Raw genomic sequence first — 16,744 nt, forward strand, 5'->3', positions numbered from 1 at the left:
CTCCTCATTTTTTATCGTATAATCTTTGACTTTCAAAGTTTAAAATTTTAGGACAGTTTCCATGCGCGCGAGTCGCTTTTTATTTGCAACGTTAAGAGAAACCCCAAATGACGCAGAAGTGATTTCACATCAACTAATGCTACGTGCTGGGATGATTCGTAAATTGGCTTCAGGTTTATATACTTGGCTGCCGATGGGCGTTCGCGTATTAAATAAAGTTGCAGCGATCGTTCATGAAGAAATGAACAATGCGGGTTCACTCGAAGTCCTGATGCCCGTAACTCAGCCAGCGTCTTTATGGGAAGAATCTGGTCGATACGTCCAATATGGCCCTGAACTGCTTCGTTTCAAAGACCGCCATGGCAACCCTTTCGTGCTTGGTCCTACCCACGAAGAAGTCATTACCGATCTTGCGCGCAATGAACTCAAAAGCTATAAACAATTGCCTGCAAACTTCTATCAAGTACAAACCAAATTCCGTGACGAAATTCGTCCACGTTTTGGTGTAATGCGTTCACGTGAATTTATCATGAAAGATGCTTATTCTTTCCACGCAAACCAAGAATCACTGCAAGAAACCTATGACATCATGTACGACGCGTACTGCAAAATCTTTAGCCGTTTAGGTTTAGATTTCCGTCCAGTGCAAGCCGATACAGGTTCAATTGGTGGTTCAGGGTCACATGAATTCCACGTGTTAGCATCAAGTGGTGAAGATGATATCGCCTTCTCGACAGAGTCTGACTATGCAGCAAATATTGAAATGGCTGAGGCCGTTTTAGTTGGGGAACGTGCAGCGCCAACCAAAGCATTAGAAGTTGTCGATACACCAAATCAAAAAACCATTGCAGATGTCTCTAACTTCTTAAAATCTGATCCTGCTCAATCTGTAAAAGCCTTGTTAGTACAAGGTATTGCAGCCGAAGAAGGCCAAGCAACACCGGTAGTGGCATTGTTCTTACGTGGCGATCATGAGCTAAATGAAATTAAAGCCGAGAAGCATCCGCGCATTGCATCACCATTAACTTTTGCAACAGAAGAACAACTTGCTGCACTGGGTTTAACCGCTGGTTTCTGTGGACCACAAGGCTTGATAGAAAAAGGCTTAACGGTCATTGTCGACCGTGCTGCATCGGTACTGTCTGACTTTGTTGCGGGTGCAAATGAGGTTGATAAACACGTGACTGGTCTAAACTGGGAACGTGATGCGCAGTTCACCGAAGTTTATGACTTACGTAATGTGGTTGAGGGTGATCCGTCTCCAGACGGTAAAGGTACGCTGCAAATTAAACGTGGTATCGAAGTTGGGCATATTTTCCAACTGGGTCAAAAGTATTCAGAAGCTTTGGGTTGTAAAGTTTTAGGTGAAGATGGTAAGCCATTTACGGTAACCATGGGTTGTTACGGTATTGGTGTAACACGTGTAGTTGCCTCTGCAATTGAGCAAAACTTTGACGAAAAAGGCATTATTTGGCCTATGGCAATTGCACCGTTTGAAGTTGCCATTGTGCCGATGAATGCACATAAGTCTCCACGCACTTTGGAAGCAGCTGAAGCACTGTACGCTGAACTTACGACAGCAGGTTATGATGTATTGCTGGATGATCGTAACGAACGTCCAGGCGTGAAATTCTCAGACCTTGAGCTTACTGGGATTCCTCACCGTATTGTGATTGGTGAGAAAGGCTTGGATGCAGGTACTTTTGAATATAAAGGCCGTCGTGACGCTGAATCTGTAAACATTTCTAAAGAAGAGTTATTGGCGAAAATTGCAAAATAATTCATTTTAGAATAAAAAATCCCGCGTATATCGCGGGATTTTTTATTACGTTATATATTTAACAGAACTTTAATCCACCGTAGCAATTGGAAATAACATTTTGGCTGGCTCCTAATGGAATATTATTCAGCGGTAAAGGCAATGCTGGCAATGAGCCTAAATTCACCTCCCCCACGTTACTTACAAGTTTTGATGTAAATAATGCACTTACAGCAGAGCCAAAATCTACATAGAGTGGATGATCATCAAACCAATCACTTAAATAAGTCGCAACATCGGGTAAAATTGGATTAATGTCAACTGCGTAATTTTCACTGGCATTCAATGTTCCGAGCTGTACAGGATCATTTACTGCCAACCACCACCCAGGGTCGGCTACCGCTTGCTCTTTAGGCCAAAAAAGTTTTGATTTTTGAAGTGATAGGCTTACAGGGTTGTTCAGTGGTAAAGAATGGATTAACCCCAAACTCTGATTGAGTGCAATATCTGTTTTTAAGCCTGAAATTTGCATATTTACACGCATATCACTGATAGTAAAATTAGATAAAGGGATAATTGTTACCCAAGTTGTTCCCGGCACCACAGCTTTCATATTACCTGAATTTTCTGTCAAAATAATTGTGGGAACATCTGCAAGAGCATTAACATTTACTGAGGTTAATCTTGACCCATTTAAGATAGCTTCTTTAGTAGTAAAATTCACAGGCATAGAAGGAATCTTAATCGTACTATTACTGGTGACAAACTCTCTTGGGCAGTTCAAACAACCTGCAATGTTTACTTTTCCTGTTAACGATTGTGTAAATGGTGTTTCTTGAGTTTTTGTGGAACCCGTTGCAGGTGCAATTTTCATATAACCGCTTAATGTATTAATACCATTTTGGGTACCATCATTTGTTCCCGCTGTAAGTAACCCCACAATTTTTTCTGCGCTGACACGAAATCCCATTACTTCTCTTGTCGCAGCACTCGTAGGATTCTTAATAGCAAACTCTATAAATGGGTTGGTTAGCTTCGCTGATGTTTCCGGTCTCTCTTGACCTGCTTCCGGTATACCACTTAGGCTCAGATTATCAATATCAATATCACAGCCAGCTCTTATACTATTATTGCTACCGCCACAACCTAGTTGTAACTTCTTAATATTGGCATTCAGTTCTATTTCCGCACTTAGTCCCAATTTATAAAAACCAAGATTTGATTGTGTATAAGATTGGCCAAGCGAGTCCGTGCCATTTGAGCCAGCGGTATATTCTAAATTCATCAAAGCTTGGCCTTCGACTTCTGACAATTCCTCGTCATTTAAAGCAGTCATCGCATAACTTTGACTAAACCCTAAAGTCGCTGTGATTAAAATTGAAATTAAAGACTTATTCATTTTATTTATTCCTTGTCATTTTTTTAGCGCGGCGTAATCCCTAATGTGCTACGCATAGCCCCACCCGTAATAGCAATATCGGCAACCTTCTGCATGGTACCCGTTGGAGATAATGCGATCTCCGCTCTAAAGGCAGTCCCTTGCCCACCTGCTAATGCCTTATGGTTAAATTGCACTTGATTGTCGATGACAACTGAGTCCTTTTGCATATGAATTTTTCCATTCAAACCTAAGTGACCTTGCATTTTGTTTAAGTTAAAACTTGAGGTTTTTGTTGTTGTTCCATTGCTATCGGTATTACTTAAACTAATAAAACTGCCTTTTTTACTTTCATTACTTAGGTCTGTGCTACTCAACGTATTAAACTCAAAATTAGACTTAAATGAGAGGTAATTGCTTTGCGATGTTCCGCCTACAGCTTCAAGTCCTGGAATAATAAAGAGTTCGCCTTTACCATCTAACATAAAAGCAATCGATGCGAGAACATCATCTTTTTTGGCAAAGTTATTAATCGGTACGACTTCTTTGGCGCAGCTATCCACCCCTGCTGGGCAGTTATACAGTGCACCTGGAAGCTGCCCGATTGCGATTTCCGCATTGGCAGCAAACAATAAATTATCAGCTTTGATATAGATTTCATTTTCATTAAAGCCAATCACCCCATTGGCTTTAAAATACGAGTCAATATTACGTAAGCCTGTATAGTAGTTAACTTCTTCGCCATGCTTACTCATCGCACCATCGATGACGATAATCGACGTTGTTTTCGGGTTGCCTTGACTATCTTCACCATAACCATCGGTTGATACCGCGATGTCATAGCCCAACCCATCCTTCACTGTTCCAACGGTATTCGTATATTTCTTGGCAAAAAATGCTGCATTGGCATTTAGGTTATAAAGTGGAATACCTAAGCCCCATGTCCCCTCGTTAGTGTTGTTTACCGCAATGGAATTATCTGAAATAAAGCGGGCTTTACGTGCAATGGCTTGAAAATCGAGTCCACGTACAGCAATAAAAGCCATATTTGAAGCATTACCCGTTGGCGATGGGTTATAAATCAGTTCATAGTTTTGCGCACCCAATATCGTCTTAATTTGGTCATTAACCACAAAACCCATTGAATTGGTGCGAATGTTATTAATGTAAATCTGGCCAAAATCAATATAAGCATTTTGACTGTTTATTGCTGAATTGGGGTCAGTAGAAGTACGTACATTGAGCGGTGATAAATTTGAAAACTCGATGGCGTAACTGCCTGTACCAGTGTGTCCTAATTCAAACGTTGTCGGTGTCGCAGCGCCGAGCAAACTATTCCCTGCACGGGTAAAGTCAGCCGATACATTTAAATGTAAGCCGCCCGCATTCTTAAAACCATAACCTGCAGATGCAATCACCTCATTTTCTTGAACATTACCGTTAACACGGTTGACCGTATTAAACTTAGCAACACCAGTTTGGTCAGCATTCAACACGATCTTGCCATTGGTTAATGCACCCGATGCCCCTATTCGAATTAAGTTTCGATGAGTCGAGTTTACTGAGCCATAACGTAAATCAACGTTTAACCCCGGATTTGTGGCATTACCTACACGACTGTCATGCACATCAGTTTTATCTTCCACTCGACCTAAAACAACAATATTATCGCCGACACTGCCCTTTGAAGTGAGAACCACACCTTCCGTTTCATCGATATAAAGATATCCATCAGCAGATAAATTAAAGTTGAAATCTTTTAAGGTTAAATCTTGATTATTCTGTCCATAACTAATACTGGCATTCTGCAATTTAAAATCTAAATGCACCTTTGAGTCGCGGTTAAACAGACCATTCGTCGTTGCTAAGTACACTTCAAAAGGTGAAATAGTTGAAAGCTTAAAACTTCCTAAATTTTGATCCGTTTCACCCGTTGCACAATTTGGTGAACACATCAGCATGATTTGGGCAACCGTTGCGGTAAAAGGTGACACACTTGCAGAGAGCTGAATACCAACCCCTTGCGTACCATTGGCTAATTGTGTTGTTCCCACATCAAAATCGAGTTTGGTTTTAATGTTGTTATAACCAGTCGCCGTTTTTACTTCAATATTATGTAACCCCAGTTTAATCGGTGTTTTTCCGACTTCCGCTGGATCAACCCAATTCAGTTGTTTAATGTCAACTTTTGAAGCTTCATGGGTAATTGAAATACCATCTTGACCCGTTACATCACTTAAAATCTGATCATTCAAAGCTTGTAATGCATAACTTTGATTGGCTGCACAAATACACAGTGTCAGAAGGTTTAGTTTTATTATTTTATGCATTTCAATATCCTTTTGAAACTATAGGTCTAACAGCGGCTACCCACAGTACCCGAGCAGTTATAGCTAAAGATTTTTAGATTTCCATCTAGATGTAAGTTTCCATGGACATTTAAGCCCATAAAGCCTTGTTCCTGACCTTTATCAAAACTTGGTACAGTTTTACTCGCACCATAACTGTTATACGTTGAGGTATTGAAATATCCATTTTCACCACTTTCCACTGAAAGGCTGGCAAAGCCCAAGTTACGAATTTTGAGGGGTTTATCATCGAAAAACTTTAACAGCATCGCAGTTTGTGGCTTGCCTTCTTTATTCAGAATTGTGGTGCCTTCTAGCGAAAATTTATCAATTTGCATTGTGCCTTGGAACTGCTTAAACACCAGCCATTTTCGTTGCCCATTTTCCTTATGATTATTTGGGGAAATGGCGATACGACACAGTTCTAATAAAGCGCAATCTTGATTTGCGCGCATTTGATAATAGGCTTCAGTGACAATAGCCCGCCCATTCGCATCTACACTATTGGTTCTGGAAATCGTATTTAGACTCATATCATTGGCATATTGGTGGTTGATCGATAGCGTTAAGCTCAAATCTGCGCCGCTCTGTCCAGTCACACCAACCAGTTCCGTATTATCCAAATCCACCAAACCCGCTTGAGACAACATAGATCCCGACATCAACAGGGTTATACATAACTTTTTCATCATGTCAGTGTCCTATAGGCCTGTGGTCTTAATTTTTAAGTGTTGGATCAACACACCATCTATAGCAACCGAACCCAGATTCACAGGAACTGCTGTTCCAGTCCCACGAAATACCACTCCCGTAGAATTATTGGCTGTATTGGCTTTGAGCGTATTGGTGGTCGGATCTCGTGTCACACTACCAATCGAAATACTGCTATGTGTTGCGTTATTCCCTTGGTATTGAATCGCGGTACTTCCTGCCCCAGTTTGAACAATATTCGAACCGCAATAGGCCACATTACAAGTTGATCCTTTATAGTCAGTGCTGCTTCCACCTTGTACATCTGGGTAGTAGGTATAAATCTGCTTATAAATCTCAGGCACATTTGGAATACGCGTGACTTCAAGAATAATATTGCGTCCTTCCGAACCTACAACAAAAGGCTGATACATATTGCCCAAGACCAAATTAATATTTGGGCTGTATAAATAAAGTCCTTCACTGGCATCAAAGATTGGAGCCAATGAACGATCTAATGCGGGTGTGACTGCCGTACCATCGTTGGTCGCGGCTGTGCTCAGTCGAAGGACTTTGCCATTCAATAGCGCTTTATTTGCATCTGTATTTTCATAGATTAATGTAGATGGATTATCATTGGTATTAAGCCGAAGTAAAGTTGCCATCCCAAAGGTTTTATTTTGCTGGTCTAGGGTAGATGCTTGGGTTTGAAACATACGAACCTGTGAGCCATTTAAACTCAATCCGTTGGCAACCGTTTGTAAACGTATTCTTTGATTTAAACTTAAATCAGGATCCGCAGCCGCATTGGTTGTTGTTGGTGCACCAGTGATAGGGTCGACTTTATTTTGGGAGTTCCAGCTACGCGAAAAAGCATCCCACCATAGACCTAATTTAATATTATTATCTGCGTCACTGGCTAGAACGGTCGCTAAAGGGGCTTCCAGCCCTAGAAAGCTCACATCTGAACTTGCATTCGATTGATGAAACTGTTTAATCCCCGTGGCTGTGCCAGCGCGAAATAACCAAGGGTTAACATCACTTCCCCATGTAAAGCCCTGATTGCTGAAACGACTATTGGCATTATTATCAGACCGTGAAAGTGCCAAACCATAAATAAAGATGTCCGCTTTGGTTCGTTTCGTGGTCAGATCATCGGCATTGGTATATTTGGAGTAGTTCTCACCTACAGGAATAATACGAATGAAACCCGTGTCGTATTGTTGTGGATTGGCCACGCCACGGTTGTAGCTAGAAGCCGTGGAGAGATCATTGGCCCCTTGGAACACCATCTTGAAGTTTTCAGGAAGTAAAGCAATGCCTTCACCCGTAGTATCCGCTAGATATTCATCGGAAAGTGACTCGAGCGCAAATGTAGACTGTGCAAGCATGAGTCCGACAAGACTAGCTAAACAGGATTTTTTCAATCCTGCGGGATATATACGATTCGTCATCTCGACCATCCTTATTATTCGATGCTCCGCATCTTTATGTACTACATCCTTTGCTTGGCATTCTACTCTGCGCACTATAATTTTTATTTGCGTCAACCAAAGCACTCTAATTCACAATTGATTATGCTGAAACTCAGCACAAATGCAAAACCAACTGTCCGATAATATTTATTTTCCGATGAATGAATTGACATAAAAAAAGCGGATCAATGATCCGCTTTTTTAAATATCAATAACTTAGGTCTTCGGCAAAGTCACACCTGTTTGACCTTGGTACTTACCACCACGGTCTTTATACGATGTTTCACACACTTCGTCAGATTCGAAGAACAACATTTGTGCAACACCCTCACCTGCATAAATACGTGCAGGAAGATTGGTTGTGTTCGAGAACTCTAAAGTAACATGACCTTCCCACTCAGGCTCAAGTGGTGTGACGTTTACGATAATACCGCAACGTGCATAGGTCGATTTACCCAAACACACAGTCAACACATTACGTGGAATACGGAAATACTCAACGGTACGTGCTAAAGCAAATGAGTTTGGTGGAATAATACAAACATCAGCTTCAATGTCGATAAAACTTTTATCATCAAAGTTTTTTGGATCTACAATTGCCGAGTGAACATTGGTAAAAACTTTAAACTCACGTGCACAACGAACATCATAACCATAGCTCGACACACCATAAGAAATGAGTTTTTGACCATTTTCATCTAAACGAACTTGGTTTTCTGCATACGGTTCGATCATGCCGTGTTTTTCGCTCATTTCGCGAATCCAACGATCGGACTTAATAGCCATTTATTCTTTCCAAAAAAGCTTAATTTCAATAATTGCGTTGTACTTTAACTGAAATCGCTTTCAATGAAAATAAGCGCGTTTAAGTTCTCAAAATTTCTGTCTTTAATTACTAAATTAAAAACTTAAAATCGCAGAATAGCTCAGTGGAATCGAAAAACTCATCAAAACCAGCGACGCTGTTTTTTGCAGGTTGGATTGGTTCAGCCAACGAATTTTATTGCTCGCTAAAATTGACCCAATAAAAGTCCAAAAGAAAGCTATCGGAACAATCAACACCAAAAACAGCGACATATGTGACAAGTAATAATCCAATTTTGTCCACGCAATGGTTGGGAAAATGGCAGAAGCAAATAACAATGCTTTAGGGTTCAATAACGTTGCCAAAAACAGTTCACGCGCCCGAATAGTCGGTTGATTAAAACTCACTTCAGCATCGGCTGTACGCCATAATTTGATGGCCAAATAAATGATATAGCTTGCGCTGAACAATTTTAAAATGGTCGGCAATAAAGGCAAGTGCACAGACACTTTTCCAATGAGGAAGCCCCATGCCGTGATTGAAATGAGATAACCAAAAGCTTCTGCAGGAATGAGACGCAATGATTTACGAATACCGACTTGAATACCCGAAGAGGCAAGTAAGGTATTGGTTGGTCCTGGAGTTAAAAGAATGGTTATCACTAAACCAATAAAAAACCAAGTGACCATATTCACAGACCCACATATATATAGCTATAAGCGTAATGACTTGCCTTGCTGAAAGCAATCAAATTTAGTGAACCGTGATAACAGTTTTTTTAATTTTCATTCAATAAGTAACATAAATGAAGCGTAAGACCCTTACCCAATCTAGCATTCATAAAAATGACGCCACATGCTTTATTCTTTTTTCAAATCAATGATTTTATAAATCAAATAGACATGCCTAATGAAAAAAAAACTATTCAAATGATTTTTAATCAGTTACTTTTTAAAACATGCGTATTTTTTATTCATCAATCTGATCACGCTAAGTCAAGGATAAAAGAGCCAAGTGAATGGCTTTGAAGATAATAAAACGAGGAAAAGTATATGAAAAAATGGACTCAACTCACGCTACTTTCAATTGCACTTGCAGGTCTAGGAGCATGCTCAAGTGACAATAAAACCGCAACTTCAGCCGATGCTCAAACTGAAACCAGTGCACAAGCATCCGACAAACTCCAAAGTAAATTTGTCAACATAGCAACAGGCGGCGCATCTGGTCCGTATAACGTGGTTGGCACCAGTTTGGCTGAAATTTATAATAAAACCTATGGTGTAAATTCAAAAACTCAAACCACAGGCGCATCGGTAGAAAATCTTAACTTACTCAAACAGAAAAAAGTTGAAATGGCTTTTGTCATGAGTGACAGCTTAACCGAAGCACTGAATGGCACAGGTAGTTTTGCCAGTGGGAAAATTGATAATGTCCAACAAATTGCAGCACTTTACCCCAACTATGTGCAAATTGTGGCATCAAAAAAATCAGGCATTAAAAAGCTTGAAGACTTAAAAGGTAAACGCATTGCCGTCGGTGCCCAAAACTCAGGGGTTGAAGTTAATGCGCGCACCCTCTTAAATGGTTTTGGTATTACTTACAATGACGTGAAGGTCGATTATCTAGGCTATGCAGAAGCCGCTGATGCTTTAAAGGGGGGAAAAATTGATGCTGCATTCTTAACCAGTGGTATCCCCAACTCATCCTTGATGGAACTGCAACAAGGTTTCGATTTACAACTGGTCGGGATCGATCCTGAGAAAGTGAAACAAATCGCCAAAAACCAAACCTATTTCCTATCTCTGAATATTCCGAAAGGCACTTATGGTAATGCAGAAGATATTCCAACTGCGGCCATTATGAATGCTTTAGTGGTACGTTCCGATCTTTCTGAAGATGATGTCTACAAACTGACCAAAACCTTCTTTGATAGTTTAGGACAGTTGGCCAACTCACATCAGGCAGCGACAGAAATTAATCTGGAAACGGCCCAAAAAGGCGTGGTTGCTCCGCTACACCCTGGGGCTAAGCGTTATTACGATGAACTCGCAGCGAAAAAATGAAGCTGAAAAAAAGTGCAGTGTTTACTGCACTTTTTCTACTCGGTTTATGCGGGCTGTTGTTCTTACCTGTTCGCTATAGCGAAGTGATTGTTGCTCAAATGCAGTGCCGAATTTCAACAGCACAATTTAGTTTGCAATGGAAACATTCAGTTGAAAAAACTCGTTGGATTGAAAACTATCAACGAGGGCAACAACACTTTATATTGCGCTACACCGAACTGATTTCTTTCGGTGCAGGCACACCGAATGACTATCCCATCATCTTTCAAAAAGACGGTATGGTCAGAATGAAAGTTAATCGGCGCATTGATCAAATTAACTGGATCATTTCCAAGAATATGCAAGGCAGTATCATTATTAACCAGAGCGTCTGGCCCATTTTTCAACAATATCCAGATTACACCTTGGTACAAATTACAGCACAACAACAGCCCTTGTGGAAAGCATGGCAGATCGGAGAATGCCGATGACTCAAAATGAAGAAAAAGTTGCCCCTGAACAATTAGATGAGCAACAACAACAAGCCATTTTAGAAAAATTTGATCGTGAGTCAGTGACTCGTTCCCCAAGCAACAAATCTGTGGCATGGTTCATAGCAGCGATTGCTATTTTCTATTCTTTATTTCATTTATTTATTACCTTTAATCCACTACCCGAACTGATTCAACGTTCCGCCCATGTCGCTATTGGTTTGGTTTTGATCTTTCTACTTTATCCTGCGCGTCAGTCCAGTTCACGACAAAGCATCCCTTGGTTGGATTGGTTACTTGCCTTAGCCTCTTTAGCAACCTTTTTATACCTTTGGAAAGAATATCAAGCCATTATGACCACACGTGGTGGTATTCCAAACACCTTAGATATTGTTTTTGCCATTTTAGCCGTTGTGCTGGTGGTTGAAGGCGCACGGCGGGTTATGGGATGGATGCTGCCTATTTTAGGTTTAGTCTTTCTGTCTTACCCGTTTTTTAGCCACTATGACTGGGTCCCTGATCGTTTATTGACGCGTCCATATAGTATTAGTGATATTTTCGGGCAAATGTATTTAAAAACCGAAGGTCTTTATTCTTCCGCAATCGGTGCTTCAGTCACTTTCATTTTCCTGTTTATTTTGTTTGGTGCTTTTCTAGCGAAATCAGGTATGGGTAAACTATTTAATGATCTCGCGATGGCACTTGCGGGACATAAACAAGGTGGTCCTGCAAAAGTTGCCGTCATTTCCAGTGGATTTATGGGCAGCATTAATGGCACAGCAGTGGCCAATGTCGTAGGTACTGGTTCATTCACCATTCCCCTGATGAAAAAAATTGGCTACCACAAAAATTTTGCAGGTGCTGTTGAAGCCAGCGCTTCTGTAGGTGGACAAATTTTACCCCCTGTGATGGGAGCCAGTGCCTTCATTATGGCTGAAACCACGGGTGTCAGTTATGGCACCATTGCCCTTGCCGCCACCCTTCCAGCTTTGCTCTACTATTTAGGCGTGATGGCGCAAGTCCATTTCCGTGCTGGTAAAGACAATTTAAAAGGTGTACCGAAAGCGGATTTGCCACGGGTTAAAGATATCCTAAAAGAGCGAGGGCACTTACTTATTCCAATCGTGGCTTTGGTGTTTTTCCTATTTCAATCCATTCCTGTCAGTTATGCCGCAGTCTACACCATTGTCTTAACTGTGATTGTAGCGAGTTTCCGCAAGTCGACCCGTATGGGTTTCAAAGAAATATTAGAAGCGCTCGCCGATGGTGCAAAGCAATCCCTTTCAGTCATGGCAGCCTGTGCTGTGGTGGGGATTATTATTGGTGTGGTGAGCCTGACCAGCTTTGGCTCTGTCATGACCTCCTCGATTATGAGCATCGGTGCAGGCAGCCTATTTTTAACGCTGTTCTTTACCATGATTGCATCAATGATTTTAGGCATGGGACTTCCTTCGATTCCAGCCTATATCATTACCGCGACTATGGCTGCACCTGCTTTGGCAAACTTTGATATTCCCACGCTGGTGGCGCATATGTTTGTGTTCTACTTTGGTCTGTTTGCCAATATTACTCCCCCTGTCGCCTTAGCCGCCTTTGCAGGTGCGGGAATCGCAGGAGGCGACCCAATGCGCACAGGTTTTCAAGCATTGAAACTTTCTTTGGCTGGTTTCATTGTCCCGTTCCTGTTCGTCTATAACCCTGCCATGCTGATGATTGATACAGCCAATGTCGCAGTCAATGCACGTGAGTTTGCTTTTCCTGCATGGACAACTATTGTGAGTATTGTCTTTACCTCAGTAGTCGGTATTTTGGCGCTGGGTGCAGCAGTTGAAGGTTACTTTAAAGTTGGTTTGAACTGGTTCTGGCGAATTTTCTTAGGTGCAGGTGCTTTATGTATGATTATCCCTGAAACTGTGACTGATATTATCGGGATTGTGATGGTGGTGATCGCCATCAGCATTAATATTATGCAAGCCAAAAAACAAAATCAGTCCTATTCACTGTCCTAAAAAAGAAACAAAAAAAAGCCCAACTTAATGTGTTGGGCTCTTTTTGTTTATGGCTCATTTAGAAAATACGAGTCTGGTCTTTTTCAGCCTGAGGCAGTGCAGCTGCAATTTTTTCAGCAATTTGCATATAGCTGTCTGCTGCACTATCTTCCGCCAAAACAGAAGGCTTACCTGCATCCGCATTTTCACGAATTTGTACATTTAAAGGCAAACGTCCCAACAGCGGAATAGCATATTGCTCCGACAGTTTATCACCGCCGCCCGTCCCAAAAATTTGTTCTTCAAATCCACAATTTGAGCAAATATGGGTCGACATATTTTCAACAACGCCCATGACTGGAATGTGTACGCGGTTAAATAGCTCAATGCCTTTGGTCGCATCCATAAGTGCCACATTTTGCGGTGTGGTTACAATCACCGCACCTGTCACAGGAATACGTTGCGCAAGGGTCAACTGAATATCGCCTGTACCCGGTGGCATATCAATTATCAAGACATCTAAATCAGGCCATAAGGTTTGATTGAACAACTGCATCAATGCCCCTGTCGCTTTCGGCCCACGCCAAGCCACAGGAGTATTGTGATCACCTGTTAAATGCCCAATCGATAACACTGCCAAACCATAGGCATCTAAGGGTACAAAATTTTCCGCTTCAATCATCGGCGTTTTGCCCGCATTGCCCAACATAGTTGGAATACTTGGACCATAAATGTCCGCATCTAAGACCCCAACTTTTAAGCCGAGCTTTTGCAAAGCAAGTGCAAGGTTTACCGTAGTGGTGGATTTGCCCACGCCCCCCTTGCCCGAGGACACCAAAATCACATTTTGAATACGCGGATGCTTCGGCACATCACGTTGTTGTGGCGCTGCTTTTTGAATAGGTGGATTGTTTGGATCAGTTTCAACGGGTTGTGCAGCAGCTTGGGCTGCTGAGCCTGAAGCATCAATCACTGGGGGTAAATTGCTTTTCGGTGCAGCCTCTTTTGCTTGGCTTGAACAGCTCTCACCTTCAGCATGCTGATGTCCACAGCCGCCTGACTTTTCTTTATGTCCCGTTTTTTGTTGAATCACATGCATGTTTAATTCTTTGATACCGCATGCTTCAAGCGCAACCGCCAAATCATCATGAATCTGTTGTAAATCATCAGCTTCGGCAGGAAAAGTATTGATGGTAATTTGCAGAATATTGCCCTGCACATTCACTTGAGTAATGCGGTCTTTCAACGCATGGTTTGAATTGGGCAAGATATAGTTTTGCAGTACTGTTTGGATTTCTTCTTCCTTTACCTCCTGCGCAGGAGAAAAAACTGATTTAAGAGAAGAAAGCCACGACATATATGTACTCCAAATTCGAGTATTCAGCTGAATGCTATAGTTTAACCACAAAACGAACTTAGGTTAAGTTCAGTATTTATAGATTATGCCATGAAATTTAGTATTCCTAGCTTTTTAGTTGGTTTTATACGCTGAATATCAAAGGGCAAAGCATAGCTGTTTAAGCTAACTGAAAAAATAAAATCGGTGAATTGGATCAAATTTGAACGTAAAGAATTGTAAGTACAATCCAATCTCCCCATTTAAGGTGATGTTATTGCATAGCAAAATATCTATATTCTGTTGTTCTATCTTGACGCGATTTGGGGAGAAAAAAATGAAACTTTGGGCCGTGGTTGTTTTGGCTTGCACCATATCTAGCTTTAGTTTTGCAGATACATCAACCAATTCATTTAAAACCCCTGCGGGTCAAACGGTGACTATCGGTGATCAAGTTCAAGACATGCAGAAAAAAATCGATTTATCGCCAATTTCTATGTCCTCTACCCCAATCAGCAGTGCGCCTAATAGCCCACTTGAGACGGTATATGTATATGAAATTGCAAACTATCGTTACACCATCCGCACCGTGAACAATCAAATTCAGAGCATCATGTGGTTTAATTTAGACGCAGACCCTGCACTGAGTACACAGTCTACGCCGTAGTCTTAGCAAACATTTAAGGCCGACATTCGCCATTTCAAACGGATTAAGCTTGGTCGTCTTTTTTAAACTTTTGCAGTGTTTCTGTGGCTTTCTTTTTCAACTCGTCAAACTTTTCAGTGGCTTGCACCTTAAATTCTTCCAGTTTAATTTCAGCCTCATGCTTTAACTCAGTGGCTTTAAGTTTCGCCTCATCCAGTTTATGCCCTGCTTCAACTTTAAAATGATCCAATTTTTCCTGCGCAACTTGTTTCGCATGCTCGGCTTTGGCTTGTGCAGACTCCAACTTTTGCTCAAAGGCTGCATCACCTTCGGCTTTACTTTCTGCTGCGTTCTGCTTTAAGTCAGTCAGCTGCTTTTCAGCATCAAGCTTAGCTTCAGTAGCCTGATGCTTAACATCTTCCAGTACTTTCTCGCCTTCGAGTTTTGCCGCTTGCGCTTTCAACTTCAAGTCTTCGCCCAACTCAGCCGCTTTGGTTTTTAAATCATCGAGTTTATTATCATTCGTCATATCACAGCCCTCTTTCGTATTTAAAATTTTGCTTAACTCAGAGTTATACCTTGCTTTTTAAGTGCTGACCTCATTTGCATCATTTGGAAACAATAGCTGTACAGGATGCAGCAATTTAAACACCATCCTGTACCACTCAACGGAAGAGACTAACGCTTTAACGTACTGATAAAGCTGATGACGGCAAACAGCCAAATAAACAAAATGAAACTACGTGCTTGAGTGAAATGGGTCACGTCTGCACCGTGTACCATATTATGACGGCTGGCCGTGACACTAGAACTCGCATCCATTTTCAATGCTTCAAGGCTCAGAAAATACGGATTGATTTCACTGGCAATTTTAACTTTATGCCATAGGCTTTTGACTTCATGGCCTTTCAAACCTGGTACGATTTTATAGACATCGACAAACTTGGTTTGATTTTGCTGTAAATAGCCATGTTCAATCAGCGCATCCGTCAAAATCCCTTCTATTTGACCATAAAGAACCGTAATACAACCTGCATAACACTGCTGTTGATACAGTTTTAAAGTTTCTTCAATCACGCTGCGGCGTTGGGCTTGGAATGCCCCCAAATCCATCGCGTCGTAAGCGTCAAGCAAAGTCGTTTGGAAATAGTCCGTTTGGATTAAATTGGGCAACTGAAACTTAGTCATATCAGCTTCTTTTTCATTGGCCATTTGCCAGAAAAACAACAGATTGAGCACGTCATTGGCCATTGGTTCATCACTTTCATACTCAAGTTGATCCGCCATGACTGCAAAGTACGGATCTTCAGACTCGAGCTGACGGAGCGACTCGACCAATTGTGCATGTGGTCGACTACCCATTGAAGCAAGATATTGTTCAGCTTGTTGTAAAAGTCGATTGCCCAGTAGTTTAGTCGCTTGTGGATTTTGCGGAATTCGGGTCACAGGTTGGTCAAAATCATCATCGATCATGGACGGCATACTCTTAAAAACGGGCTGAATGCACGTATTATCGCTGTTAATGGCGCATGAATATAGAGAAAATATGCATTAGTTTTAAGCTCTATGACTTGAGTTCTGAACAATCCCTTCAATCTTTCATTAAAAGATGTATAAGCTGCTTTATGCCGTTTTAGACCATGCATTTCCCATGATTTTTTCAGTATTTTGCTCAAATTAGCCATTGATGCTCAATCTAGTGATCAATTCATATGGGCTTTAGTCTCATTTGAAAACTTTTCACTGATTCACTTGTGCAAGTCGCGGCTATCTAAGGTAAAATCGT

14 protein-coding genes are annotated in these 16,744 nt (G+C 41.3%); 5 read left to right on the forward strand and 9 right to left on the reverse strand.

Going from position 1 to position 16,744, the window contains the following annotated elements; genetic code table 11:
• Nucleotides 1-61 precede the first annotated feature (61 nt).
• Nucleotides 62-1,780, forward strand: a complete 1,719-nt coding sequence (locus AXW61_RS11105) for a proline--tRNA ligase (RefSeq protein ID WP_062034342.1) — start codon at nucleotides 62-64, stop codon at nucleotides 1,778-1,780.
• 58 nt (nucleotides 1,781-1,838) lie between these two features.
• Here AXW61_RS11105 and AXW61_RS11110 read toward each other — a convergent pair whose 3' ends face one another.
• The 6 genes from AXW61_RS11110 to AXW61_RS11135 form a co-directional block, all read right to left on the reverse strand.
• Entirely contained in the window at nucleotides 1,839-3,158 is a 1,320-nt protein-coding gene (locus tag AXW61_RS11110) for a hypothetical protein (RefSeq protein ID WP_062034343.1), read from the reverse strand.
• A gap of 23 nt (nucleotides 3,159-3,181) precedes the next feature.
• Entirely contained in the window at nucleotides 3,182-5,467 is a 2,286-nt protein-coding gene (locus AXW61_RS11115) for a DUF6160 family protein (RefSeq protein ID WP_062034344.1), read from the reverse strand.
• A 26-nt stretch (nucleotides 5,468-5,493) separates the two neighbouring features.
• Nucleotides 5,494-6,177 carry a hypothetical protein gene (locus tag AXW61_RS11120; RefSeq protein WP_062034345.1) on the reverse strand — a complete coding sequence of 228 codons (684 nt, stop codon included), beginning with the start codon at nucleotides 6,175-6,177 and terminating at the stop codon, nucleotides 5,494-5,496.
• Nucleotides 6,178-6,186: 9 nt separating this feature from the next.
• Entirely contained in the window at nucleotides 6,187-7,629 is a 1,443-nt protein-coding gene (locus tag AXW61_RS11125; protein ID WP_062034346.1) for a hypothetical protein, read from the reverse strand.
• Between the two features lie 237 nt (nucleotides 7,630-7,866).
• A complete protein-coding gene (dcd, locus tag AXW61_RS11130; protein WP_004694514.1) occupies nucleotides 7,867-8,436 on the reverse strand; it encodes a dCTP deaminase in 570 nt (189 codons plus the stop codon).
• Between the two features lie 114 nt (nucleotides 8,437-8,550).
• Nucleotides 8,551-9,144 carry a LysE family translocator gene (locus AXW61_RS11135; RefSeq protein WP_004694517.1) on the reverse strand — a complete coding sequence of 198 codons (594 nt, stop codon included), beginning with the start codon at nucleotides 9,142-9,144 and terminating at the stop codon, nucleotides 8,551-8,553.
• 363 nt (nucleotides 9,145-9,507) lie between these two features.
• Between AXW61_RS11135 and AXW61_RS11145 the strand changes: the two genes are divergently transcribed.
• Genes AXW61_RS11145 through AXW61_RS11155 form a run of 3 tightly spaced genes read left to right on the forward strand, consistent with a single transcriptional unit; the run spans nucleotide 9,508 to nucleotide 12,997 of the window.
• Nucleotides 9,508-10,518: a TAXI family TRAP transporter solute-binding subunit gene (locus tag AXW61_RS11145; RefSeq protein ID WP_062034348.1), complete on the forward strand. Its 1,011-nt coding sequence runs from the start codon at nucleotides 9,508-9,510 to the stop codon at nucleotides 10,516-10,518.
• Nucleotides 10,515-10,988, forward strand: a complete 474-nt coding sequence (locus tag AXW61_RS11150; protein ID WP_062034349.1) for a DUF1850 domain-containing protein — start codon at nucleotides 10,515-10,517, stop codon at nucleotides 10,986-10,988. Before AXW61_RS11145 ends, AXW61_RS11150 begins: the two co-directional genes overlap by 4 nt.
• Nucleotides 10,985-12,997: a TRAP transporter permease gene (locus tag AXW61_RS11155; RefSeq protein ID WP_062034350.1), complete on the forward strand. Its 2,013-nt coding sequence runs from the start codon at nucleotides 10,985-10,987 to the stop codon at nucleotides 12,995-12,997. Before AXW61_RS11150 ends, AXW61_RS11155 begins: the two co-directional genes overlap by 4 nt.
• Nucleotides 12,998-13,055: 58 nt before the next feature.
• Here the strand turns inward: AXW61_RS11155 and apbC are convergent, their stop codons facing one another.
• Entirely contained in the window at nucleotides 13,056-14,333 is a 1,278-nt protein-coding gene (apbC, locus tag AXW61_RS11160) for an iron-sulfur cluster carrier protein ApbC (RefSeq protein WP_062034351.1), read from the reverse strand.
• 316 nt (nucleotides 14,334-14,649) lie between these two features.
• On the opposite strand from apbC, the gene AXW61_RS11165 reads away from it, so the two are divergent.
• The gene (locus AXW61_RS11165; RefSeq protein WP_004694526.1) at nucleotides 14,650-14,979 is read left to right on the forward strand and encodes a hypothetical protein; all 330 of its coding nucleotides are present in this window, start codon (nucleotides 14,650-14,652) and stop codon (nucleotides 14,977-14,979) included.
• 43 nt (nucleotides 14,980-15,022) lie between these two features.
• Here the strand turns inward: AXW61_RS11165 and AXW61_RS11170 are convergent, their stop codons facing one another.
• Together AXW61_RS11170 and AXW61_RS11175 are read right to left on the reverse strand one after the other, a co-directional pair.
• A complete protein-coding gene (locus AXW61_RS11170; RefSeq protein WP_062034352.1) occupies nucleotides 15,023-15,487 on the reverse strand; it encodes a hypothetical protein in 465 nt (154 codons plus the stop codon).
• 149 nt (nucleotides 15,488-15,636) lie between these two features.
• A complete protein-coding gene (locus AXW61_RS11175; RefSeq protein WP_062034353.1) occupies nucleotides 15,637-16,431 on the reverse strand; it encodes a hypothetical protein in 795 nt (264 codons plus the stop codon).
• Nucleotides 16,432-16,744: the final 313 nt, after the last annotated feature.

Origin of the sequence: Acinetobacter sp. BMW17 (genome assembly GCF_001592855.1) — a bacterium.
GTDB lineage: Bacteria > Pseudomonadota > Gammaproteobacteria > Pseudomonadales > Moraxellaceae > Acinetobacter > Acinetobacter johnsonii.